Here is a 24,308-nt window from a genome sequence, read left to right as displayed (position 1 = left end):
TAGGGCCTGTTGACCTTTGCGGATTAAAGTTTGTTCAAACTAGGGGCGATTTAATCGCGGCGCGAGGTTTGTAACCTAGTGGACTAAGTGAAAACCGAGCAACAAAGAGTAAATCGCTCCTAGGCAGAACCCTTCGGGCAGCGCCTGTTTGGCATTAATACTACGTTATCGCCTATTTATGGGGAGTAACCACACGACATAGGCTCTGCCTTGCCTAAATACCAAACAGACTGCTGCAAATTTAACCTTGAAAGGTCAGCAGACCCTAGGATAAGGAATGTCGTTAGCCCGTATATTTTCTCGCGCGCAGGTGGGGATAAACGCCCCCGAGGTGATGGTTGAAGTACATTTAGGGAATGGTTTACCCGCCTTTCATATCGTCGGCTTACCTGAGGCGTCGGTTAAAGAGGCCAAGGATAGAGTACGTAGTGCTCTAGAAAACTCGCAATTTGGATTTCCCGATCAGCGTATTACCGTTAATTTAGCACCTGCCGATCTTCCTAAGGATGGAGGGCGATTTGACCTTGCGATTGCGGTAGGTATTTTGGTCGCATCGGGTCAAATAGTCTGCCCTGATATTCATAAGTATGAATTTTACGGTGAGCTTGCACTTAATGGTGAAATACGGGCGGTAAATGCCATTTTGCCTTCAGTGCTTGGTGCCAAAGAGCAAAATCGTTGTTGTTTTCTGCCTCTTGAAAATGACAGTTTGGCCAGCCTTGTCAGTGGTGTAAAGCGAAAAGCCGTCAGTTCTATACAAGAGGTGTGGGGAGACTTACTCAATCAACAACCTTTACCACTCAATATTGCCTACCCTGATTGCACCCAAGCGCCAGATTTTTTACTCGATTTAAGCGATGTAAAGGGCCAGCCTGGTGCAAAGCGTGTATTAGAAATTGCCGCTGCTGGTGGGCATAACTTATTGTTTTTAGGTCCACCAGGAACCGGAAAATCAATGCTTGCACAACGAATGGCCACCATAATGCCAACCATGTCTGATGATGAAGCCATTGATACTGCTGCTTTATATTCAATTATTGGCCACTCAATTGATTTAACCAATTGGCGTCAGCGACCGTTTCGTAACCCGCACCACACTTGTTCTGCAGTAGCGCTGGTGGGTGGCTCGTCTAACCCTAAACCCGGTGAAATATCGTTAGCGCATAATGGTGTGTTGTTTTTAGATGAGCTCCCTGAATTTGAGCGTAAAGTGCTAGACTCGCTACGCGAGCCAATGGAAACCGGAACAGTGACGATTTCGCGCGCGGCCAGACAAATGGAATTTCCAGCGCAGTTTCAGCTTATTGCAGCACTTAACCCTAGTCCAACTGGGTGTCATCATGATAAACGGGCGACACCCGATCAGGTAATGCGCTATTTATCGCGAGTATCGGGGCCGTTTATTGACAGAATTGATTTGCAAATTGAACTACCAAGGTTGAGCAGCGTGGAGCTACAAAGTACAACTACAGAAGAAACAAGTGCTGAGGTGAGGGCACGAGTAGAAGCAGCTTATGCAGTTCAGCTTAAACGCCAAGGTAAAGTAAATGCGCGGTTAAATAACAAAGAGATGAACTTGCACTGTGAGTTACCACCTGCAGAGCTGCAGTTTTTAGCCAGAGCCAGTGAAAAGCTGGCGCTATCGCCGCGCTCTTATCATAGAGTAATCAAAGTGGCGCGAACTATTAGTGATTTAAAAGGTGCGCCACAAATCAGTTTAAATGAGCTTAAAGAAGCGCTTAATTATCGGGCATTTGAGCGTTTATTATCGCAGTTAACCCAACACTAAGGCTTTAAATTGAAAGCATATAGCCTTTACCGCGAACAGTGACAATACGTTTTTGATCTTTCTCATCGTTCAGCTTTTTACGTAAACGACCCACTAACACGTCTACTGTGCGATCGTTGGGGCTCCAATCGGGCTGGCCAATTTCTTCTGATATTTTTTCACGGGAAGTCGCTTTACCAGCATTACCAATCAAACAAATAAGCACTTTGTGTTCTGCTTCAGTCAGTCGTGATTCAATCCCACTGGCTGTAATAAGGGTGCGATTATCTGGATGAAGCTTAAAATCGGCGTATTCAATAAACTCTTCACTGTCATCGTCGCTGTGATTATTGGCAACTCGTTTGTATAGGGCGCGCATTCTTAGTTCAAGCTCAAGTAAATCTACCGGCTTGCAAATATAGTCATCGGCACCTTGAGCAAGGCCTGCAATTCGATCGGCTTGTGAGTCACGACTCGATAATAAGATAACGCCAATATCGGTGAGCGTATTTAGCTCTTTGGCAAGTTGTAAACCGTCGCGTTTTGGTAGCACAATATCAATTATTGCCAAGGAAATAGTATTGCGCTGACTTACGCGGCTTTTAACAACATTTAACGCATCGGCCCCGGTGGGGTCAACGTCAATAGAAAACTCGGTATTTATAAAATGATTTTGGATGCGCTTTACGAGTAATTCGTCATCTTCAACCAATAAAACATTAATTGCCATAGTCTGTTATTTTTTTAGTTTCAGCTTTGTATATTAGCATCATTGATGGCCTGTATAACACAGAGAACGTTGTTTTTCGGTAACATTATATTACGAATTGGTCTAATAACATTACTTTTGTAATGCGCACTTTTCACTTGAGCGACAAAGTGCGCATTATGGTTACTAATCTTTATACATTGAATCCCACCATTGTGGTTCATTTTTTAACTTTTTGTCAAAGTAAGCCAACATGGTGTTCCACCAATTAAATCGCTTATCGCGCGCAAATATTTGGTGATCAGCCCCTTTGTACTCTATCATTTCAACGTCTTTATTAAGCAGTTTTAGGGCTGTGTACATAGTTAAGCTTTCGCCCACAGGCACATTGGTATCACTGTCACCATGAATAAGCAGTAATGGTGTATTTACTTTATCGGCATGAAATACAGGGCTATGCTGGCTGTAAAGTTGAGGATTATTCCACGGAAAGCTATTTTTTGAGGCTTCGCCTGAGTATAAATAACCCCACCATCCTTCACCCCAGTATGACGTTAAGTTTGAAATACCGGCATGCGCAATAGATGCGCTAAACATATCGGTTTTGGTGGCAAGCAGCATAGTCATAAAGCCACCATAAGATGCACCAAGATTACCTACTTTACTACTGTCTACAAAATCATATTTAGCTAAAAATGCCTCTGTACCTTGCATAATGTCATCGGCGGTATAGTCGCCCCAAGCATTTACATGTTGTGCTGAAAAAGTTTGCCCAAAACCCGTTGCGCCGGTTGGTTGAACAACATAAACCACATACCCGTTTGCTGCCCATAAGTTAAAAGGGTAGCGGCCCGTAAACCGGCGTGTTACTGGTGAGGTGCCACCATAATAATAAACAAGAGCAGGGTACTTCTTGGCTTTATCAAAATTGCTTGGCAGATAAACACGGCCAGAGATTTCTACGCCACGCTTATTGGTAAAGTTAAATTCTTCAAGCGCAGGAATAGTCGTATTGGCATATGCAATCGGGTTTGAATCCCAAATGAGCTCTACCTTGTTTTTACTTACGTCTAAGCGCTTGAGTTGTTGAGCGCTCGACGCATTGCTGCCACTAATTAATAACTGGGCATTGCGCGTATTTGAAAAGCTAAATTGCTGCACAATATCAAAACCTGTATTTAACTTTTTAAAGCGCTGTTTACTCAGGTCAAATAAATACAGTGGTTGGGTATCTTTTTCTGTCACTTTGATTAGCGCATCACCATTGCTTAGTACTTCTAATGTGCCAATTGCAGGGTCAAACTGTTTGCTTAACGCCGTTACTTTTTTGGCATTATCAGTTAGTAAGTACAGCTGGCCATCGTAATTATTAGCCAGCATGTTCTTTGGTAATGTTCTGCCTGCACCATTCTTAAAATCAGGGCCTGCAACAACATAAATATTGTTTGCGGCATATTTAGCTTGATTAAAGGTTTTAAACTTACCTAATGATTTTATGCTGTTGGATTTTAATGTAAGTTCAACCAACTCAGTCTCTGGATGAGTTGAAGCTTGCATCGCCATTACTGGACGACTTATTAATAGTTTTCCACGGTTGCTGTTAGCATCTTCAAGTTGATGGCTCAATACGCCTTCAGTTAGGGCTTTGGTTAAACCACTGTTGGTATCGAGTAAATATAATTGGCTAACCGTACGGGCATATGACCAACGATCTTGAAGACCTTTATGGTGCTTGGTTAGGCTGTTATTTTCTTCTGGCGATTTTGACCAACTAAATATAATACTGCTGTCGTTATAAAAGTTGAAATTACTTGCGCCTTCAAGGCCAGAAGCTAAAGTTTTAATTGTTAAGTTTTTACGGTTTAGTTGCTTTAATTCACCGTTTAGTAAATAAACTAAAAATTGGTTATTAGGGCTCCAAATGAACTGACTTGGCTGGGCTGCTTCAAATCGGTATACCGTTTGGTTATTAGTATTTTTAAGCTCGGTTGTGGTAATGGCGTCGTTGCCGGTTTTATCACTATAGTGCTTGGTTGTACTTAAGTAATGTTTGGCATCAGGCGACAAAGAGAGGGCACTAATCGTGGGGGCGTCAAACAATTGCTTAGCCGATAAGCGCTTGGTTTTATTTGTCGTTAGGGTCACGACGTCAGTTTCTGCTTTTGGCACAAACTCTAAGCTAACATCATTCCAATTAGCAACCTGTTGAGCGATGACGAGCACGGTATGTGAGCCGTTATTTAAAGCAAGCTGATAGCGTTGGTTTTCACCAGTTTGCTTCTCACCATTGATAAAAACCTGACCTTGCTCTATTCCTTTAATGTTTAAGGAACCTTGTGTAAATCGGTTAGTTTCCAAATTAAATTTAAGTGCTTGTAAACCGCCTAAAGTAAGCGCGTTAATTTTATCAAGTGGTTGCCACTTGTGTTTTTTACCAAATACAACAAAGCTTTCTGTATTTAATTTAAGTTGTGCAATTAGATTATTTATAATCACATCGCTATGGGGTGTTTGAAATGGCTTAGCTTGCATATCTTCTGCAAGCGGACCAATAAATTGGATTTTTGATTGATCGAGTGGGGCGGCTAAGGTCGTTAAACTCAGACTACTTAATGTTAGTAGGGTTGCTAAGTAAGTAAAACGTTTTGCGTAACGATGCCAAGGTGCGCTTAAATTCATTGTTATGCCTATTATTATTGGGTATTTGGCCAAATATAGCATGTATTGTTATGATGCTCATATATCCAATATAGAGGAAAAAAAGTGACACTATTAATCATTTACATGGTTACAGCGATTGTGATTTCGTTTTTGTGTTCAATAATGGAGGCGGTGCTATTAAGCATTTCGCCTAGTTATGTTGCATTGCTGCGCAAAGAGCGTCCAGTGCTGGCGAAGCAGCTTGAAAAGCTAAAAAGTAATATTGATCAGCCATTAGCGGCTATTTTAACGCTTAATACAGTTGCCCATACTGCTGGTGCCGCAGGGGTAGGTGCACAAGCCGCCGTTGTATTCTCAGATGCTGCAGTGGGGATTGCATCTGCAATTATGACTTTATTGGTACTGGTGTTATCTGAGATTATTCCAAAAACCTTGGGTGCCAATTATTGGCGTGCTTTAACACCGAGTGTGACTTATGGTTTACGTATTTTGGTGTTAGTACTTAAGCCGTTTGTATGGGCTGCACAAAAGCTAACCAATTTGATGGGGCAAAAGCATAATGAGGCCTATTATATTCGCCAAGAAATAGAAGCGATGGCCGATATTGGCAGTGAGTCAGGGGCACTTCATGCTGATGAATCAGAGATTATCCGCAACTTACTGCACTTTAGACATGCAAAACTAACCGATTTAATGACTCCGCGTACGGTTATTTTTAAAATTCATAAAGACCTTACTGTAAATCAGTACTTAAGTGAACATGGCTCTTCCTCATTCTCTCGCGTGCTAATTTACGACAAAGATGCTGACGATATCATAGGGTTTGTTCATAAAAACGATATCATGTTGGCATACCACCGCTTAGGTACAGACTACAAAATTAGTAAACTGGTTAAGCCTATTTATACCGTACCGAGTACGCAAAACGTGTCGTCGTTATTACAAACATTACTCACCAAGCGAACCCATATTTGTTTAGTGATTGATGAATACGGTGATGTACAAGGCATTGTAACCCTAGAAGATATGATCGAAGCGTTAATGGGTTTAGAAATTGTTGATGAGCGAGATCAATCTACCAACATGCGTGCCGTGGCTAAACAACGTTGGCATAAACGTTTAGCTGATAGTGAACATATCGTCAGCGCCGACGATAACGAACCTCGTTAGGAGGTCTGTAAATATCAACAGACAAAGGTCAGCAGGCCCTAGTTATTATTTGTTTTAGTGGCTGTTTTTATCCAGTGCTGTGCCCATGAGATAAATTCAGCTTTTGCTTTTGGGCAGCTAAACAAAAATCCTTGTATAGTTAAGTCTGTTTGATAGTGCTTTAGGTAGGCAAGTTCTTCTGGGCGCTCAACACCCTCAGCAACAAGTTGTAGCTGCTCTTGGTTAGTTATATTAATTAATGAGCTGACCACCACTTGCGAAAACTTATCGGTTTCAATATGGCTTATAAAAGAGCGGTCTATTTTAACTTCAGTGAAAGGAAGTTGTTTCAGTTGATTAATATTAGTAAAGCCAGTACCAAAGTCATCCAGCGAAATACCAAAACCAAATATTCTGAATCTATTTAAGGTTTCTAACTGAGTGTAGCTTGAAAGGGCATGTTGTTCGGTTATTTCAACAACCACATCACTGGGAAGCACGCCGTGCTTTTGTAATAGCAGTAATAACTTATTAGGACAGTTCAAATCATTTAACTGGCATGGCGACATATTAAATGACAACTTTAAGCTTTCTCCCAATTGCTCTTTCAGCTGTTTTAAGTCACTGCAGGCTTTTTCAAACAGCGTAAAAGTAATGTCATTGATTAAGTCACATTGCTCTGCAAGGCTTATAAAGCGGCTTGGTAAAATAACGCGTTCGTTTTTATTTGAAACAATGCGAGCCAATACTTCAACACTTTGTATTTGGTTATTGTTTATATTTATTTTAGGTTGGTAATACGGTGTTATTTCATTATTTTTTAATGCGTTAATCAGCTTAGCTTTAGTAATTGGGCGCTCTTTTACAAGTGTGTGGCTGTTTAACTGCGCTATTTTGGCAAGTAACGTATTTACCTGATTTAATTGCACAGGCTTGGTAAGGTTACCAATTAAATGCACGTTGTGCTGCTTGGCTAGGTCAGCTGCTAGGCTGATTATTTTAGGGTCCATTTCAGAAATAATAACAATCGCACCGCAATAGCCTATTTCACCTAAATTACGAATTAACTCCATACCATCCATTTCTGGCATATTCAGATCAGTAAATATGGCGTCATAAAAGTTTATATCAGGCTTTACTTTCTCTAATGCTGTAACTGCGCTTAAGCAAGTGGTGACTTCTGGCATTTCGAGCTCATTAAAAATCGCTTTCATAACAATTAAAATGGCTTTTGAGTCATCAACAACGAGTATGTTTGGCAATTGAGTTCGCATTGGTGTCCTTGGTAGTTGTAGCTTACTTCCTGTAATACTAAAAATAGTCGCTTGAATTGTTTTTGTCAGTATTTCAGGCATTTTTACCTTAAATTGTTGCTAATAAAATGATGCTAGCTCACTCGTGTTTTTTTGGTGGAAAGGTATACTAGCGGCATAATTTATAATGGTTAGAATAATGATAAAAGTCGAACTCTCTCTGGCAGAGCAACCGTTTACGCTGATGATAGCAGAGCAGCAAGTTGTAAAAATATTTCATGATCAGCAAGCGATTGCATTTGAAAACCCACGTGAAAATTATGTCGAGTTTATGCTTGATGAGCAGTTAATTGGTATTGATAGCAGCGAAGTAAGCCAGCAAAGCTTGGCGCTATATGTAAATAATCAGTTTGCAACTCAGTTAGCTTTACCTGCAGCAGCACAAGGCGAACCTAAAAAAGGGTTTTTAGGGCTCGCGGCGCTTGGCTTTAAATTATTTAAAAGTGCTAAAGTTGTTAAAGTGGCGCTTGCCAGTGCATCGGTAGCGGGTTATGCGTGGCTGTTTACCATTGAATTTGCGTTAATGCTGATTGCTTGCCTGGTGGTACACGAATATGGCCACGTACGAGCTATGAAGTATTTTGGCATTAAAACCAAAGGCATTTATTTAATTCCTTTTGTAGGCGGGTTAGCCGTTAGCGACGATAAAATAACTACGCGCTGGCAAGATGTGGTTATATCACTAATGGGGCCTGCCTTTGGTTTGTTTACTTCTGTACTTGGTGTAGTGCTTTATTACGCTACGGAAATGGAAATATTTGCAGGTGTTGCGGTGCTTAGTGCACTGCTTAATTTATTCAATTTACTGCCTATTTTACCGCTTGATGGCGGGCATGTACTAAAAAGCATTAGCTTTTCAATGCGCTCTTGGGTTGGTTTAAGTGTGTGCTTACTAGGTGTGCTATTTGGTTTATGGCTAAGTTACACCTTTGGTTTAATGTTATTAGTGTTCTTTTTATTTGTTGGGGCGCTAGAAATTGTGTTTGAATGGCGCGGCCGGCATTACTCACATTTACTGCCATTAGATAAATATGGACAAGGCTTTTCAGCAGTAATGTATGCGCTGGTAGTTGTAGGCCATGTAGCAGTGATGATGCATTTTGCAGATTCTGAAAATCCAATACTTAGCCTACCGATGACAATTTTATCGAGCTAAAAAAAACAGTATGGCAGATCAAATTTTGCTCACCATGCTATTTTTTGCACGGTATTTTTTAAGGTTTGTATGGCGATAGCAAGATGTTAGTTTTGGTTTGTTTCTTAATGGGGGAATTGGTATGTTACTATCCCTCAGAATGAAAAATAACAAGAAGCCGTGAGCTGATAAAATTATGGATGATGCGATAAAACAACAAGTAAACCAAAGTACAGTGGAATCTTTATTGTACACGCTTTATTGGTTGGCCTTTTTTTCACTGGCGCTCCCAATGGCTTCATACTTGATTATTTTTTTATCGGGTGGTGGGGCATTATTATTAAATGACATTACTCATTTAGAGCAACTAGATTCGAATCCCGGCTTAGTTTTTATATCTACCTTCCTCACTGCTGTACTTACGCTGCCATTTTTAAAGTCTACTCTTGATGCGCAAAATAAAAGCGAAGTTATTGGGCGTTTAGCAATAGAGAAGGTGGCTCTTTTTCCTTTAATCATTACAGTGCTATTAACAGCGGCTTACGTTTTACTGGAACAATGGCTTTTTGGCTTTATGGAAGTCGCCTTGCCAGGTTTTATGTTAGAAGTTGAAGCACAAACAAACTCGCTTTTAGCTAAAATTATGCTGTTTTTAGCAGCAGTATTTATTGGGCCTATATTTGAGGAAGTAGTTTTTCGAGGAGTTGCATTCTACAGGCTGAAAAAAACAGCCTTGGGAGCTATTGGCGCAATTATTATCCCAAGTATCGTGTTTACATTGTTACATGGGCAGTATGATCAAGTTGAAATTTTTATTTCTCTGTTTGTGTTTTCTTGTTTGATGGGATTAATTCGTCATCTATCGGGTAACTTGTGGTATTGCATTATCGCTCACATGATCTGTAATTTATTAGCACTAGGTGAGATTATTTGGTGAGGTTAAATGACTTATCAGTTAACTTTACTTTCTTACTTAGTTCTTTTGGTTTGCAGCTAGCAAGCGCGATATAAAATCGCGCCTATTTATAACCAAAATACTCACGGATAAAAGCTCAATACCAACGATATAAACACCCCAGTAATAATAAGCTGTACCACGCAAAAACCCATAATATCTTTAGCTTTTAGGCCCGCTATAGCCAATACGGGCAGTGCCCAAAAAGGTTGAATTAGATTAGTCCAAGCATCTCCCCATGCTACAGCCATAGCAACCCTTGCCATATCTGCACCAAGCTCTTGTGCTGCAGGGATAACAATAGGCGCTTGTACTGCCCATTGTCCACCACCTGAGGGCACAAACATATTAACTAACCCCGCACTAATAAAACTGTAAAATGGCAAGCTATCGGCATCAGCGATGGCAATAAAGCCCTGCGATATTTGTTGTGCTAACCCTGTATCGACCATAACCGCCATAATACCGGCATAAAAAGGGAACTGAATTACAATTCCCGCGCCACTTGGAATCGCTTGTTGTAGGCTATTTAGTAAATTGTGGGGGGTCTGATGCAGTGTGATAGCTAAAAATAAGAAAAGCGCTATCACGCTGTTGAGATTTAAGCCGCCACCTGCGATAAAAAAGTAATAACCTAAGTAGGCAAGTCCGAGTAAGCTAATGCCCATGCCAAGCAGTTTGCTTTGCTCTAAATGTTGCGCAGGGCGTGTTATTGTTACTTTATCGGCTAAAGTGTTCTTAAGCAGTGATGGGTCAATATAAACACTGTCTTTTTCACTCGGTAGCATATAACGGTTAACTAACGGCATAATAATAAATAAGCCAATCAGAATCGCAATGTTAAAACCTGCGAACAAGGTTTGCTCGGTGCCAATAATCCCCATTGTTGCCTGTGAAAAATGCCCTTCGCTGGCAATGGTTAGTGGTACGGAACCTGCCAATCCGCCGTGCCATACTACAAAACCTGAGTAAGCACTTGCTACTAATAGCCGATAATCTACTCGAGTTTGTTTGGCAATTGCTTTAGCAAATAAAGCCCCAATTACTAAGCCAAATCCCCAATTAAGCCAGCTTGCTAACAGCGAAATAAATGTCACTAAAATAATGGCTTTTGGAGCCGTATTAGCAAGCGTTGCTAATTTTGTTAATAACTTACTTATTAACGAGGTACTGGCGAGCATGTAGCCTGTTACTAGCACCAACAGCATTTGCATGGCAAAGCTTAGTAAGTTCCAAAACCCGCTACCCCATGATGTGATTACCTCAAGTGTAGTTGCAGGAGTCGCTAAATTCGCAATACCCAAGGTAATAATAGTGAGCATAATGACAAATATATATGGGTCGGGTAAGTAGCGCTCGACGAGCTTAGTAAACGGGCTGGCAACTTTATTGAGCATAATTAATAACGAGTTAGTGAAAACTTATTTGCTAATTAATCATGAAATCTTAGGATTAGCAAACACCGCTTTGAATAACCACTCAGTAAGGCAGATTTTTTAAAGGTTGCTGATGAGGAGAATGTTACTAGCAAATATTTACCCTGGCAGATATTTGCTAGTTTTATAATTAAGCGTTGCCTAACACATGTTTTAAACGATTTTGTACTTCTTGCACCAGTAAGTCAGGCTGAAATTTTGATAAAAATGCATCACAGCCGACCTTTTCCACCATGGCTTGGTTAAAGCTGCCACTTAGTGAGGTATTAAGTACCACATGTAAGTTTTTTAAGCGGTTGTCGTTACGTATTTCATAGGTTAATCGATAACCATCCATTGAAGGCATTTCGGCATCAGTAATCACCATAAGTAATTCTTTTTCAACATCGCGGTCTTCATCGGCCCAACTTTTAAGCATATTGAGTGCTTCCAAGCCATTACTGGCAGGAACGATTTCGATACCAAGCTGCGATAGCGTATCGCTAACTTGCTTGCGTGCTGTTGGCGAGTCATCAGCATGTAGTATTTTTCGCCCAGAGAATTCGTTAACTATAGTTTGGTCTAACACCCCATCTGAAATATTAACCTCGTACTCAACTATTTCAGCCAGTACTTTTTCTACATCTATAATTTCTACCAAGTGCTCCACGTCGTCGCGCTGTACTTTAGTAAGTGCAGTAATGTAATGATTTTTACCCACTGAGCTGGGTGGTGGCATAATATCAGACCAGGTCATGTTCATGATTTGATCAACTTTACCAATTAAAAAACCTTGGGTGGTACGGTTATATTCAGTCACTACTAAATTACAATCTTCACCATGCTCTTTGTGCGACATAGAAATGGCTTGGCGTAAATCAATCACAGGAATAGATTCACCTCGTATATTGGCAACACCCGTCACCTTAGGGTGAGAGTGCGGTATTTTGCTTAAACGGGGAAGCTTCACCACTTCTTTAATTTTAAATACATTGAGTGCGAATAAATGGCGACTATGTAAATAAAAAAGTAGCAATTCTAAACGATTCTCACCTACAAGCTGAGTACGTTGATCAACTGACGCTAAAACACCTGACATAATAGATCCATTCTTTCCTCATAACTTAATAACTATAGTTTACTCTTATTTTTATTCATAACGAACCGTGAATATTTCGATTACAGTAAAACGTTGCTTAAGTGTTATGATGTGCAGTATCGTGTTACCAAATGATTCAAATAATCAATCGATTAACAAAAAATTATGCATCATATTTTTAAACGTATTGTTGTGCTGTTGCGCAGTCACATTGATCAGGTTAGTTGGCAGTCTGTTGTAATAGCAACGTCTTTACACATGCTACTTACTTGGTGCTTATTATTTATGGCTAATGAGCAAGCACTACTTTCGCCAGGGACCTTTTTTTACTACTACACGGTAACCACTTCAACGGTAGGGTATGGAGACTTAAGTCCATCATCTGACTTGGGCCGTTGGATTGTCGCATTAATACAAATACCCTTTGGTTTGGCTTTATTTGGTGTCTTGTTAGGTAAAACAGGGCAAACAGTAACTTACTTAATTAGGCGCGCTATGACTGGTGATAAAAACTTTGCTCACAGTAGTAATCACATTATTATTTTTGGTTGGCATAATGCTCGAACAAAAAAAATGATCGACTATATTTTGGCTGATACTAAACGTACAGACCGCCGTATTTTATTGGCGGTTACTGAACAAATAGAGCATCCATTTTTAAGTAATGAGAATGTTGATTTTGCTCGTTTGACTAGTTTTACCGATTTGGATGAATTAGAACGCGTTGCCATTCGCCATGCCGATAAAGTGATTATTGATGGCCAAGATGACGACCAAACATTTACTACCGCACTGCGTATTAGCCGTTTAGTCAAAGAAGATTGTCACATTAGCGCACACTTTTTTGATGAAACGAAAGTGGAAATGTTATTAGAGCATTGCCACAATGTAGAGTGTAGTAGCACTAAGTCAGCAGAGATTTTGGTGCGTTCAATGCAAGATCCAGGCTCAAGTCGAGTTCAAGAAGAGTTGTTATCTACTTTGCATGGTGATACGCAATTTAGCCTACAAATACCCAGTGATATAAAAACCATGGAATTTGGTAAATTATTTCATCATTTTAAGTACGATCATGATGCAATATTGTTAGGTGTAGCTCATAATTTAAGTGCAAAGAATATGGATTTAAATCCACCTCTAGATTATGCAGTAAATGCGGGTGATATTCTGCATTACATCGCGCAAGAGCGGGTGTTAAGTGGTGAAGTTGATTGGCTTAGCTTGGAAAAATAATGACTGAAGTTGCTTTTTTAATTATTGTTTTATGCGCTTACATTTTTCCTATCATGATAATTCTTAACAGTAAGCGTAGCCAAGGCCATGAAAAAAATGGCTGGCTAGTTGGCGCTATCTTCTTTTCGTGGATAGCGCTGATTCTTTACTTTTCGATTGTGCCCAAGCAAGGGCACGCCAAGAAAAAGTAAAGAATGAGTACCTTTTGTTACTTATTCTAATTGTCTCAGTTTATGCTCAACAAGTGGGTCGTCAGGCACGAGTTGTTGAGCAACTTCTAATAGCTTAATGGCATCATTTGGGCTTTCGTCTTGATGCTTAATAGCTACCTCTATTAAAGGTTGAATATCAATTTTCGCTTGATGCTCTTTAACGTGCGCTGCTTTTTCGTCGATTAAAATAGTGTGAGCCGTACTTAATAACGCTTGGCGATGTGCCGATTTAGCGTTGGCTTTATTAAGTTTTTTATAATAATCCTCTTTTAAACGCAGTGTTTTTGTTTGCAGCCTAAATTGCGCGATGTCGATTTGCTGATCACGAATAAAATCAACCGCTACTTGTTTATAAAAGCCAAACTTATTTAAATAGGTGGCGTGAGTGCCGTGACCCATACCAAACACGCGTAAGTGAGTGAGCTGTTTATAGCGTTTAGCATGTTGGCGGTCAATACGATTGGTTGGGTCGTAAATAATGTAACCCTTGGCATCCCCTAAGTCTAAGTCATGGTAGTCACCTTGCCAGTCATATTGCTGAGCAATTTCAGTACTTGAGCGGTCATCCCAAGGGGCGATAAGTTTGTTTTTGGTGCTAACAGGATGGAAAAGCAGTACTTTATCGAGCTTGAGTAACTTAGCAAATGCACCCACAGCAAAGCCGCCACGACTGAGCCCATAGCCTAACTTAGTTTTAAAAGGAGAGAGTAAAGTTGATAGCTGCTCAATAAAAAAGATTAAATTGCGGTTACGAAACCAATTGCTTTTACCCAAATGCTGAAACGCAATAATATTAACATCTTGCTTTTGCGCTAAATGATAGCCCCAAGGGGCAAAGTCTTCATTTAGATCGCGTTCTTGTATATCGGTGCCCGCAGGAGAAAAAGTAAAAAGTAGGGGTTTAGTGAGGTCAACAAAGTGATATTTTACATACACATCACCGAGTAAATCTCCACCAGAGGTTGGTAGTTTTGCTTGCCTCTCATCATCGCTGAGAGTTAACCATTCATCTAACCAATACAGTAATTTCATTTTTCCTCCAGTAAACGCAAGCCGCAGATCATAACAAATTTGGCCCCATAAGAAAATCGAGCGGTGACATGCTGCGCTGGTGGAGTACTATTTTAATGAAGAAAATGTAGTTATTTTAGTGGCTTATTTCGCCATATTTAAAATTTCATGCCAATCATTTTCGGTCACTGGCATGACCGATAAACGCCCGCCTTTTTTAAGTGCTATATCAGTTATAGCTGTATTTGCTTTGATCGCTTGCAGGCTGACTAAACTACTCAAATGCGCCTGATAGGTTATTTCTACCACAAACCAGCGAGGGTTTTCAGTGGTTGCCTTAGCATCGTAATAGTCGCTACTTAAATCAAATTGCGTTGGATCAGGGTAAGCAGCCTTAGTAACCACACCAAGTCCTGCAACGCCAACCTGTTTGCAGCTAGAATGATAAATCATCACTAAGTCGCCCTGCTTTACATCATCGCGAATAAAGTTACGCGCTTGGTAGTTGCGTACACCTTCCCATAGCGTTGTTTGCTCTGGCGCTTGCTTTAAGTCATCAATTGAAAAGGCGTCGGGTTCGGTTTTAAAAAGCCAAAATGCCATATTAAATTTCCTCAATCAGTGAGTTAGTATTTTTTAACTATTGTATAGTATCATTTATAAATTAGGGGATTGAGGAAGAAATAATGAGCCAAGTATTAGATGATTTATTGTCGCTGTTGTCACTTGAAGAAATTGAGCAAGGTTTATATCGAGGACAAAGCCAAGATTTAGGTTTTAGAGCGGTGTTTGGCGGTCAAGTTATGGGGCAAGCGCTTTCAGCAGCTAAAGAAACACTGCCTGCGGGGCGTATTGTTCATTCCTTACATTCTTATTTTTTACGTCCAGGCGACGCTGCAAAACCGATTGTGTACGATGTAGAAACTATACGTGATGGTAAAAGTTTTAGCACTCGACGTGTCAGTGCGATTCAGTACGGTAAACCTATTTTTTACATGACAGCGTCGTTTCAAGGTGAAGAGCAAGGGTTATCGCATCAGGCAACCATGCCTGATGTTCCAGCTCCTGAAGAACTGCGTTCTTCGTTAGAGTTTTATCAAGAAAATGCACAGCATATTCCTGAAGCAATCCGTAATAAGTTTATTCGTGAAATGCCGATTGAAATGCGCCCGGTGAACTTTCATAACCCCTTTAAACCTGAAGCCCTAGAACCGGTAAAACATATTTGGTTTAAAGCCAATGGCGATATGCCGGACGATCAACGTATTCATAATTACTTATTGGCGTATGCGTCTGACTTTGAGTTTTTACCAACCGCGCTGCAGCCACATGGTGTATCGTTTATGCAGCCGAATATGCAAGTAGCGACCATAGATCATGCTATGTGGTTTCATCGTCCATTTAGAATGGATGATTGGATGTTATATACCATTGATAGCCCAAGTGCGAGTTCGGGACGAGGGCTGGTACGTGGGCAGTTTTTTGACCGCCAAGGAAATTTAGTTGCCTCGACGATTCAAGAAGGGGTAATGCGCCAGCGCTAACTCTTTAAAATCCACTATATTGAGTTAATTCAATACAGTGGATAATAAGAGTATGTTACTGACATTGAGCGTGAACAATGTCAGTAATTGATTGCCAAATACGTGCTGGCAAGAGTGTTTGCAGTTGCTTGTAGGTCTCGCACAGCTCTTGGCTTCCTTGTAAGCCTGTATCAGATTCACTAATAAGCTTTTGTTCGCGAAGATTGGAAATAAAACTACTAAGTACCTTCTTATCAAAAAACTCCGGCGTTTTAATACCATGTAACGTACCCAAACGCTGTGCCAACACATAGCTTTCACGTTCCAGTTCTGCTTTTGCAATACCTTGGCTGGTTTGAATAAAGCCAATCACAATCGCATAACGTTGCAGAGTAAAGCTTAATGCACGACCAAGCATTTCGAGTTTGGCAAAGCTATCGTTATTTTGAGTCACTTTAATGTTATCACCATCAAGCTCAATTAAGCCTTGATCGCTAAAGTTAGTTAAAATGCGGGTTACATAGCTTTCATCAAGCTCTTGTAAATACCACTCTTTGGCGAATAACGGATAAAAAGATTTTACCAATTGATGGCAGCGAGTAACGGTACTTTGATGCTGCTTGAATAAATGCAGGGCAACTAAACTCGGCACTGCAAAAATATGCAAAATGTTATTACGGTAATAGTTAAATAAGGTTTTTTCTTTATCGTTTATCGCAATAATTTCACCAAACTCATCACTGATCACATCAAACTTATTCAACTTTAAGGCGTGTTCTAGCAGTTGCTCTGGCGTTTCATCGGGTGCGGTTATTTTATTGCTGTAGCTAGCTTCACGTTGTAATCGCAAATAAAACTCAAGCTGAGCTAGCAATTTAGGTTTACTCAATGCTTGCTTATCGTTTACTAGCAGAATCATCGCCAGTAAGTTAACTGAGTTAAGTGCGGCTGCATTGTTAATTTTAACCATAACCTGATCAGCAAGATTAGCCACCTGCGGCCCTAACCATTGTGGCTTTTGCACGTCGGTAGCATGAATTGACTCGCGCCAGTCTGGCTGGTTGTCATTTAGGTATTGGTTAATAGAAATAGGGTCACCAAAATTTAAATAACCACGACCATAGTTTTTTAAGTTTTTAATCGCTTTAAAAATACCTAATATCGACTCGCCCTTTTTATCATTACCCGCGAGCTCTTTTAAGTAGGTGTTTATTTCCATTACGTGTTCGTAGCCTATGTATACAGGCACAATAGATACTGGGCGATCAATACCGCGCAGCATTGCTTGTAATGTCATGGCGAGCATGCCGGTTTTTGGGGGTAGTAAACGTCCGGTTCTGCTGCGGCCACCTTCGGTATAAAACTTAACCGAATAACCTTTTATAAATAACTGGCTCAAGTACTCTTTAAATACCGCTGAGTAGAGTTTGTTACCAGCAAATGAGCGACGAATAAAAAATGCACCACTGCGGCGGAATATGCCACCTGCAGGGAAAAAGTTGAGGTTGATCCCAGCTGCAATATGCGGTGGTACAAGGCCTTGATGATAAATAGAGTAGGTTAGCAGTAAGTAATCCATATGACTTCGATGACAAGGCATGTAGATTATTTCATGGCCTTTATTGGTTAGGTCATGAATTTGCTCGGTGTACTTTATATCAATGCCATTATAAAGCTTATTCCAAAGCCACGTTAATATACGATCCGCAACGCGGATGGTGGCATCACTATAATTAGCGGCAATTTCATCCAGCAATTTCAAGGCGTTTTGTCGCGCTTGGGCTTGGCTGATGTTTTTTTCAGTGGCCTCGGTTTGAATTGCTTTTTTTATTGTTGGTGATGCCAGCAGTGAGCTAAATAGCTGATCACGAGATGGTATTTTAGGCCCTGTAGCAGCCAGCTTTTGACGCTTAAAGTGAACTCGAGCTACACGCAACAGCTTATGAGGAAGTTCATTAACGTCGGCTTTTTCATTGACCAATAAAGATAGGTCGAGTGGCTGGCTAAATCGAATAAAGTTATCTCTTCCTGAAAAAAGTACCACAAAGATTTTTCTAAACCAGCTGGGCGTAAGTGAGTGCGAAAGTAAAGTGCTTAATCCTGGCTTTTCTTTACCCGGCGCTCTGCCCCATAAAATAGTCACAGGCACAACCTGGACATTTTTTTGGCCACTATTTAATAAATGCTCAACAATGTGTTTGCCTTGCGCTAATGCATTGGTAGGTTTTTCTTTATCACCAAATAGCGGGGGAGGGTTTTTAATGCCGATAAAGCGATCTAACGCCTCGTCACCTAATACTTGCTGCTCTGTTGGGTCTGGTAAACCATTTCGTTTACAAACACGTGCCAGTGCCGCTAAATCAAAGCGTGAATTTAAACGCACTATATAAAATGTCGGGTTTTTAGGGTTTAACTCAAATTGCTCTAAAGGTTTTTCAGGCAGTACTTTGCTTTTAACAAACAAGCGGCTAATACCACCAGAGATAAGATTTAAACCATAATTTAAAATACGCATTGACTCACCATAAGAGAGTAGTTACCCAAACCAATATGGGTATATAACAGCAAAATTAGCGCATAGGATAACATAATATCTAAAAAATCCCCTGCAGATTAATCGACAAGCTATGACATTATAAAGACATCATCACTTCCATTGCGTTCACTATTAATAAACTTAGCTATTTTTTAAACGACAATATCAAAGTAATAATGTCTAAATAGTTGTTGCATTTATCGCCAGTATCATTATAATACGCAGGCTTTCAAAATTCTCTCGGGAACAAGAAAGAATAAATTAAGCTTGGATTTCAAGCTAATAAACAGGAGTTCCGATTTGGAACTCAACGTAGATATAATCAAACAACCGGCATCTTAATTATTAAGATTGTTTCGGTCGTTTTTTTATGCTCTTTAAATGCTCTTTATATTGAGGTTTAAGAATGTCAAATCAACGCATTCGTATTCGCCTAAAAGCTTTTGACCACCGTTTGATTGACCAATCAACGGCGGAAATCGTGGAAACTGCGAAACGCACTGGCGCACAAGTACGTGGTCCAATTCCACTACCTACACGCTTTGAACGTTTTACTGTACTTACATCACCGCACGTTAACAAAGACGCGCGTGATCAGTACGAGATCCGCACCCATAAACGTCTGATCGACATCGTAGAACCAACTGACAAGACTGTAGACGCACTTATGCGTTTAGACCTTGCTGCTGGTGTTGATGTTCAAATCAGCCTGGGTTAATCGGAAGATTAGAGAGGTTTTAGGAAAATGGCATTAGGTCTAGTCGGTCGTAAAGTGGGTATGACACGTATCTTCACTGAAGATGGTGTATCTATCCCTGTGACAGTTATTGAAGCGACTCCTAACCGCATTGCTCAGATCAAATCTGACGCAACAGACGGTTATAACGCGCTTCAAGTAACCGCAGGCACTAAAAAAGCAAGCCGTGTAAACAAAGCAACAGCGGGTCACTTCGCTAAAGCTGGTGTTGAAGCGGGTCGCGGTCTGTGGGAATTCCGCCTAAATGGTGGTGAAGGCGATTTTGAAGTAGGCGCTGAGCTTACTGTTGAATTATTCAACGAAATCAACAAAGTTGACGTAACCGGTACTTCTAAAGGTAAAGGTTTCCAAGGTGGTGTTAAGCGCTGGAATTTCAGCATGCAAGACGCTACACATGGTAACTCTCTATCTCACCGTGCTCCTGGTTCAATCGGTCAAAACCAATCACCTGGTAAGGTGTTTAAAGGTAAGAAAATGGCCGGTCAAATGGGTAATGAGCAAGTAACAACTCAGAACCTTGAACTAGTTCGCGTTGACGCTGAGCGTAACCTGCTTTTAGTTAAAGGTGCAGTACCTGGCGCTATCGGCGGTGACGTTATCGTTAAACCAGCTGTTAAAGCATAAGTCCTGGAGATTTAGTGATGGAATTAGCAATTAAAGACGCTTCTGGCGCTCTTGAAGTTTCTGAAGCTACTTTTGGACGTGAGTTTAACGAAGCATTAGTACACCAAGTAGTTGTTGCATACGCAGCAGGTGCTCGTCAAGGTACTCGTGCTCAGAAGACACGTTCTGAAGTAAGCGGTGGTGGTAAAAAACCATGGGCTCAAAAAGGTACTGGCCGTGCACGTGCTGGTACAATCCGTAGTCCAATTTGGCGTTCAGGTGGCGTTAGCTTCGCAGCTAAACCACAAGACCACAGCCAAAAAGTAAACCGTAAAATGTACCGCGGTGCGATCAAAAGCATCTTATCTGAATTAGTTCGTCAAGAGCGTTTAATCGTTGTTGAAAGTTTTGGTCTTGAAGCACCAAAAACTAAAGAACTAGTTGCTAAGCTTAAAGAACTTGAGCTTAAAGATGTTCTTATCGTGACTGAAGAAGTAGATGAAAATCTTTTCTTATCGGCACGTAACCTGTACAAGGTTGACACACGTGATGTAGCTGGTATCGATCCTGTAAGCTTAATTGCTTTCGATAAGGTACTAATTACAGCTGCTGCTGTTAAGCAACTTGAGGAGGCGCTAGCATGATCCGTGAAGAACGTCTTTTAAAAGTGATCCTTGCTCCACACATCTCTGAAAAAAGCACAATTGCTGCTGAAGAAAACAACACAATTGTTTTCAAAGTAGTAAATGATGCAACTAAAGCTGAAATTAAAGCGGCAGTTGAGAAGCTTTTTGAAGTAGAAGTAACTGGTGTTCGCACACTTAACGTTAAGGGTAAAACAAAACGTACTGGCATGCGTTTCGGTCGTCGTAGCGACTGGAAGAAAGCTTACGTTACTCTTAAAGAAGGTAGCGAGCTGGACTTTGTCGGCGGCGCCGAGTAATAAGGGGAGTTAGAATTATGGCACTTCAAAAGTGTAAGCCAACTTCTGCGGGTCGTCGTCACCTAGTTAAAGTGGTTAACCCAGATTTACATAAGGGTAAACCTTACGCACCACTATTAGAGAAAAACTCTAAATCAGGTGGTCGTAATAACAATGGTCGTATTACGGTTCGTCATATCGGTGGTGGTCATAAGCAGCATTACCGTTTAATCGATTTTAAACGTACTAAAGATGGCATTCCAGCCACTGTTGAGCGTTTAGAATATGATCCAAATCGTAGCGCAAACATCGCTCTTGTATTATATGCAGACGGTGAGCGTCGTTACATTATCGCACCTAAAGGCTTAAAAGCTGGCGATGCAATCCAGTCTGGTGTTGATGCACCAATCAAACCTGGTAATGCATTACCAATGCGTAATATGCCTGTAGGTTCGACTGTTCACAACGTAGAATTAAAACCAGGTAAAGGTGCTCAAATCGCACGTTCTGCTGGTGCATACGTTCAAATCCTTGCTCGTGATGGTCAATATGTAACATTACGTCTTCGTTCAGGCGAAGTTCGTAAAGTTGAATCTGATTGTCGTGCTACGCTAGGTGAAGTAGGCAATGCTGAGCATATGCTTCGTTCACTTGGTAAAGCAGGTGCAAATCGCTGGCGTGGTATTCGTCCGACAGTTCGTGGTGTTGCCATGAACCCGGTTGATCACCCACACGGTGGTGGTGAAGGTCGTACATCTGGTGGTCGTCATCCTGTGTCTCCATGGGGTAAACCGACTAAAGGTGCTAAGACGCGTAAGAACAAGCGTACGGATAAATTTATAGTACGTCGTCGTACTAAGTAATATTGAGGAATAGCCATGCCACGCTCTCTCAAGAAGGGTCCTTTTATAGACCTACACTTGCTGAAGAAGGTAGAGAAAGCTTTGGAAAGCGGTGAAAAGAAGCCAATTAAAACTTGGAGCCGTCGTTCAATGATCATACCTAACATGATCGGATTGACCATTGCTGTCCATAATGGTCGCCAGCATGTACCAGTTTTCGTTTCTGACGAAATGATCGGTCACAAACTAGGTGAATTTGCACCAACTCGCACTTACCGTGGCCATGCTGCGGATAAGAAAGCGAAGAAACGTTAAGAGGGGAAGATAAATGCAAGCATTAGCTAAACATAAATTCGCCTCTGGTTCGGCGCAAAAAGCACGTCTAGTTGCAGATCAGATCCGCGGGTTACCTGTCGATCGCGCACTAGAAATCCTGGCGTACAGCCCGAAAAAAGCGGCTGTATTAGTTAAGAAAGTACTTGAGTCTGCTATTGCTAACGCAGAGCATAACGAAGGTGCTGACATTGATGAGCTACGTGTAACAACGATCTTTGTGGACGATGGTCCAACAATGAAACGTATTATGCCACGTGCTAAAGGACGCGCAGACCGCATCCTTAAGCGTACAAGCCACATCACTGTTGTGGTTTCAGATAGCTAGGAGATATAAGTAATGGGACAAAAAGTTCATCCTACTGGTATTCGCCTAGGTATATCTAAACCTTGGGTTTCTACCTGGTACGCGAATTCAAAAGATTTCTCTGCACAGCTTTTTGGCGATCACAAAGTACGTACATTCCTTACTAAGGAATTGAAAGCGGCTTCTGTGTCTAAAATCGTTATTGAGCGTCCAGCAAAATCTATCCGAGTAACTATTCACACGGCTCGTCCGGGTGTTGTTATCGGTAAAAAAGGCGAAGACGTAGAAAAATTACGTCAAGCGGTAACTAAAATCGCTGGTGTACCTGCTCAGATTAATATTTCTGAAGTACGTAAACCAGAACTAGATGCACAACTAGTAGCAGACGGCATTGCCTCTCAGCTAGAGCGTCGTGTTATGTTCCGTCGCGCTATGAAGCGTTCGGTACAAAATGCAATGCGCATCGGTTCTAAAGGGATTAAAGTTGAAGTTAGCGGTCGTCTTGGCGGCGCAGAAATCGCACGTTCAGAATGGTATCGTGAAGGTCGTGTACCTCTACATACTCTTCGTGCTGATATCGACTACGCAACTTCTGAAGCCTTAACCACTTACGGTATCATTGGTGTTAAAGTTTGGATCTTCAAAGGCGAAGTTATTGGTGGTTTACCACTAGTACAAGAGCAAGAGAAGCCAGCTAAACGCGCACCAAAGAAAGCCAAAAAAAGTGCTAAGTAGAGGTAGCGAGTAATGTTACAGCCAAAACGTACAAAATTCCGTAAAATGCATAAAGGCCGCAACCGTGGTCTAGCGCAAAACGGTAACAAAGTAAGCTTCGGTACTTTCGGTTTGAAAGCTACTGGTCGTGGCCGCATGACTGCTCGTCAAATCGAAGCAGCTCGTCGTGCTATGACACGTCACGTGAAACGTCAAGGTAAAATCTGGATCCGTGTCTTCCCTGACAAGCCGATCACAGAAAAGCCTCTTGAAGTTCGTATGGGTAAAGGTAAAGGTTCTGTTGAATATTGGGTTGCTGAAATTCAGCCTGGTAAAGTACTTTACGAAATGGAAGGTGTTTCAGAAGAGCTTGCTCGTGAAGCGTTTAACCTTGCTGCTCGTAAGCTGCCATTCAAAACAACTTTCGTAACTCGGACGGTAATGTGATGAAAGCAAACGAACTAAAAGATAAAAGCGTAGAAGAGCTTAATGCTGAACTTCTAGGTCTTCTTCGTGAGCAGTTTAACCTGCGCATGCAAGCAAGCACTGGTCAGCTAGCTCAGACACACACGCTAAGAACAGTACGTCGCGATATCGCGCGTGTAAAAACAATTATTAACCAGAAGGCAGGTCAATAATGAGCGATAAAATTCGTACTCTTCAAGGCCGTGTAATCAGCGACAAGATGGAAAAATCTTTCACTGTTGCTATCGCACGTTACGTGAAGCACCCAATCTATGGGAAATTCATCAAACGTACGACTAAGTTACACGTACATGACGAAAATAACACTGCAAAAGCGGGTGACACTGTCACTATCCGTGAATGCGCTCCAATCTCTAAGAACAAATCTTGGACTTTGGTAGATGTTGTTGAACGTCCAAAACAAGCTTAATTTTTAATTAAGTCTGTTTTATAAGAAACCCCAGCTTTTGCTGGGGTTTTTTTTGCGTTTAAAAAAGCGATAAGTTTAAATTTTAAGTCGACGCTCGCAGTGAGCTTACTAGCCGTAACTTAGTTCTAAACCCGAGGGTAAAGAAGTAATCTAAATAAAAAAGCCTTTGCAAATGCAAAGGCTTATGCTTTTCTGCAAAGCCCGAAGCCCGAAGCC

Annotated in this window: 26 protein-coding genes; 18 read left to right on the top strand and 8 right to left on the bottom strand. The window is 41.1% G+C overall.

The features are described from left to right. The first annotated feature begins 277 nt into the window (after positions 1-277). Entirely contained in the window at positions 278-1,789 is a 1,512-nt protein-coding gene (locus CWB78_RS07755; RefSeq protein WP_008108279.1) for a YifB family Mg chelatase-like AAA ATPase, read from the top strand. Positions 1,790-1,793: 4 nt separating this feature from the next. On the opposite strand, the gene CWB78_RS07750 is transcribed toward CWB78_RS07755, so the two are convergent. Both CWB78_RS07750 and CWB78_RS07745 read right to left on the bottom strand, forming a co-directional pair. After that, a complete protein-coding gene (locus tag CWB78_RS07750; protein ID WP_008108280.1) occupies positions 1,794-2,498 on the bottom strand; it encodes a response regulator transcription factor in 705 nt (234 codons plus the stop codon). Positions 2,499-2,663: 165 nt separating this feature from the next. Next, positions 2,664-5,156 carry an alpha/beta hydrolase family protein gene (locus CWB78_RS07745; protein ID WP_138594925.1) on the bottom strand — a complete coding sequence of 831 codons (2,493 nt, stop codon included), beginning with the start codon at positions 5,154-5,156 and terminating at the stop codon, positions 2,664-2,666. An 84-nt stretch (positions 5,157-5,240) separates the two neighbouring features. Between CWB78_RS07745 and CWB78_RS07740 the strand changes: the two genes are divergently transcribed. Next, positions 5,241-6,308 (top strand): hemolysin family protein, encoded by a 1,068-nt coding sequence (locus tag CWB78_RS07740; RefSeq protein WP_138594923.1) that lies wholly within the window; start codon positions 5,241-5,243, stop codon positions 6,306-6,308. A 38-nt stretch (positions 6,309-6,346) separates the two neighbouring features. Here the strand turns inward: CWB78_RS07740 and CWB78_RS07735 are convergent, their stop codons facing one another. Next, a complete protein-coding gene (locus CWB78_RS07735; protein WP_138594927.1) occupies positions 6,347-7,561 on the bottom strand; it encodes an EAL domain-containing response regulator in 1,215 nt (404 codons plus the stop codon). Positions 7,562-7,739: 178 nt separating this feature from the next. Here CWB78_RS07735 and CWB78_RS07730 point away from each other — a divergent pair, with 178 nt between their 5' ends. Together CWB78_RS07730 and CWB78_RS07725 are read left to right on the top strand one after the other, a co-directional pair. Continuing rightward, a complete protein-coding gene (locus CWB78_RS07730; RefSeq protein WP_109875667.1) occupies positions 7,740-8,756 on the top strand; it encodes a metalloprotease in 1,017 nt (338 codons plus the stop codon). Positions 8,757-8,931: 175 nt separating this feature from the next. Next, on the top strand, positions 8,932-9,672 hold the full coding sequence (locus CWB78_RS07725; RefSeq protein ID WP_010391928.1) for a CPBP family intramembrane glutamic endopeptidase: 741 nt from the start codon (positions 8,932-8,934) through the stop codon (positions 9,670-9,672). A gap of 101 nt (positions 9,673-9,773) precedes the next feature. Here CWB78_RS07725 and CWB78_RS07720 read toward each other — a convergent pair whose 3' ends face one another. Further along, positions 9,774-11,087 carry a short-chain fatty acid transporter gene (locus tag CWB78_RS07720; protein WP_138594921.1) on the bottom strand — a complete coding sequence of 438 codons (1,314 nt, stop codon included), beginning with the start codon at positions 11,085-11,087 and terminating at the stop codon, positions 9,774-9,776. 169 nt (positions 11,088-11,256) lie between these two features. Continuing rightward, positions 11,257-12,204 carry a chemotaxis protein CheV gene (locus CWB78_RS07715; RefSeq protein ID WP_138594919.1) on the bottom strand — a complete coding sequence of 316 codons (948 nt, stop codon included), beginning with the start codon at positions 12,202-12,204 and terminating at the stop codon, positions 11,257-11,259. A 165-nt stretch (positions 12,205-12,369) separates the two neighbouring features. Here CWB78_RS07715 and CWB78_RS07710 point away from each other — a divergent pair, with 165 nt between their 5' ends. Both CWB78_RS07710 and CWB78_RS07705 read left to right on the top strand, forming a co-directional pair. Further along, positions 12,370-13,437: a potassium channel family protein gene (locus tag CWB78_RS07710; RefSeq protein WP_010391935.1), complete on the top strand. Its 1,068-nt coding sequence runs from the start codon at positions 12,370-12,372 to the stop codon at positions 13,435-13,437. Further along, positions 13,437-13,628, top strand: coding sequence for a hypothetical protein (locus tag CWB78_RS07705; protein ID WP_010391937.1), 192 nt, complete (start codon positions 13,437-13,439; stop codon positions 13,626-13,628). The genes CWB78_RS07710 and CWB78_RS07705 overlap by 1 nt, the downstream gene beginning before the upstream one ends. Positions 13,629-13,649: 21 nt before the next feature. Here CWB78_RS07705 and CWB78_RS07700 read toward each other — a convergent pair whose 3' ends face one another. Together CWB78_RS07700 and CWB78_RS07695 are read right to left on the bottom strand one after the other, a co-directional pair. Next, on the bottom strand, positions 13,650-14,681 hold the full coding sequence (locus CWB78_RS07700) for a hypothetical protein (RefSeq protein ID WP_010391939.1): 1,032 nt from the start codon (positions 14,679-14,681) through the stop codon (positions 13,650-13,652). Between the two features lie 123 nt (positions 14,682-14,804). Next, positions 14,805-15,263: an EVE domain-containing protein gene (locus tag CWB78_RS07695; protein WP_010391941.1), complete on the bottom strand. Its 459-nt coding sequence runs from the start codon at positions 15,261-15,263 to the stop codon at positions 14,805-14,807. An 83-nt stretch (positions 15,264-15,346) separates the two neighbouring features. On the opposite strand from CWB78_RS07695, the gene tesB reads away from it, so the two are divergent. Beyond that, positions 15,347-16,204, top strand: coding sequence for an acyl-CoA thioesterase II (tesB, locus tag CWB78_RS07690; protein ID WP_010391943.1), 858 nt, complete (start codon positions 15,347-15,349; stop codon positions 16,202-16,204). Positions 16,205-16,259: 55 nt separating this feature from the next. Here the strand turns inward: tesB and plsB are convergent, their stop codons facing one another. Continuing rightward, positions 16,260-18,698 (bottom strand): glycerol-3-phosphate 1-O-acyltransferase PlsB, encoded by a 2,439-nt coding sequence (gene plsB / locus CWB78_RS07685; RefSeq protein WP_008468736.1) that lies wholly within the window; start codon positions 18,696-18,698, stop codon positions 16,260-16,262. Between the two features lie 427 nt (positions 18,699-19,125). On the opposite strand from plsB, the gene rpsJ reads away from it, so the two are divergent. Genes rpsJ through rpsQ form a run of 11 tightly spaced genes read left to right on the top strand, consistent with a single transcriptional unit; the run spans position 19,126 to position 24,092 of the window. Continuing rightward, a complete protein-coding gene (gene rpsJ, locus CWB78_RS07680) occupies positions 19,126-19,437 on the top strand; it encodes a 30S ribosomal protein S10 (protein ID WP_002957900.1) in 312 nt (103 codons plus the stop codon). 27 nt (positions 19,438-19,464) lie between these two features. Beyond that, on the top strand, positions 19,465-20,100 hold the full coding sequence (rplC, locus tag CWB78_RS07675; protein WP_008108338.1) for a 50S ribosomal protein L3: 636 nt from the start codon (positions 19,465-19,467) through the stop codon (positions 20,098-20,100). Between the two features lie 17 nt (positions 20,101-20,117). Then, positions 20,118-20,723: a 50S ribosomal protein L4 gene (gene rplD, locus CWB78_RS07670; protein WP_008108340.1), complete on the top strand. Its 606-nt coding sequence runs from the start codon at positions 20,118-20,120 to the stop codon at positions 20,721-20,723. After that, positions 20,720-21,022, top strand: a complete 303-nt coding sequence (rplW, locus tag CWB78_RS07665) for a 50S ribosomal protein L23 (protein ID WP_006791359.1) — start codon at positions 20,720-20,722, stop codon at positions 21,020-21,022. The genes rplD and rplW overlap by 4 nt, the downstream gene beginning before the upstream one ends. A gap of 17 nt (positions 21,023-21,039) precedes the next feature. After that, the gene (gene rplB, locus CWB78_RS07660; RefSeq protein WP_007376192.1) at positions 21,040-21,864 is read left to right on the top strand and encodes a 50S ribosomal protein L2; all 825 of its coding nucleotides are present in this window, start codon (positions 21,040-21,042) and stop codon (positions 21,862-21,864) included. 15 nt (positions 21,865-21,879) lie between these two features. Then, complete coding sequence (gene rpsS, locus CWB78_RS07655; RefSeq protein WP_004588689.1) at positions 21,880-22,158, top strand: 30S ribosomal protein S19; 279 nt, start codon at positions 21,880-21,882, stop codon at positions 22,156-22,158. A gap of 13 nt (positions 22,159-22,171) precedes the next feature. Beyond that, the gene (gene rplV / locus CWB78_RS07650; protein ID WP_004588690.1) at positions 22,172-22,504 is read left to right on the top strand and encodes a 50S ribosomal protein L22; all 333 of its coding nucleotides are present in this window, start codon (positions 22,172-22,174) and stop codon (positions 22,502-22,504) included. A gap of 12 nt (positions 22,505-22,516) precedes the next feature. Then, positions 22,517-23,218 (top strand): 30S ribosomal protein S3, encoded by a 702-nt coding sequence (rpsC, locus tag CWB78_RS07645; protein ID WP_008108350.1) that lies wholly within the window; start codon positions 22,517-22,519, stop codon positions 23,216-23,218. A 12-nt stretch (positions 23,219-23,230) separates the two neighbouring features. Beyond that, positions 23,231-23,644 (top strand): 50S ribosomal protein L16, encoded by a 414-nt coding sequence (gene rplP, locus CWB78_RS07640; protein WP_008108352.1) that lies wholly within the window; start codon positions 23,231-23,233, stop codon positions 23,642-23,644. Next, entirely contained in the window at positions 23,644-23,835 is a 192-nt protein-coding gene (gene rpmC, locus CWB78_RS07635; RefSeq protein ID WP_008108355.1) for a 50S ribosomal protein L29, read from the top strand. Before rplP ends, rpmC begins: the two co-directional genes overlap by 1 nt. Beyond that, positions 23,835-24,092: a 30S ribosomal protein S17 gene (gene rpsQ / locus CWB78_RS07630; protein ID WP_008108356.1), complete on the top strand. Its 258-nt coding sequence runs from the start codon at positions 23,835-23,837 to the stop codon at positions 24,090-24,092. Before rpmC ends, rpsQ begins: the two co-directional genes overlap by 1 nt. The last annotated feature ends 216 nt before the right edge of the window (positions 24,093-24,308 follow it).

The organism is Pseudoalteromonas sp. S1612 (assembly GCF_005887175.1).
GTDB classification, from domain to species: Bacteria; Pseudomonadota; Gammaproteobacteria; order Enterobacterales; family Alteromonadaceae; genus Pseudoalteromonas; species Pseudoalteromonas undina.
This window is presented reverse-complemented; position numbering and strand designations above follow the sequence as displayed.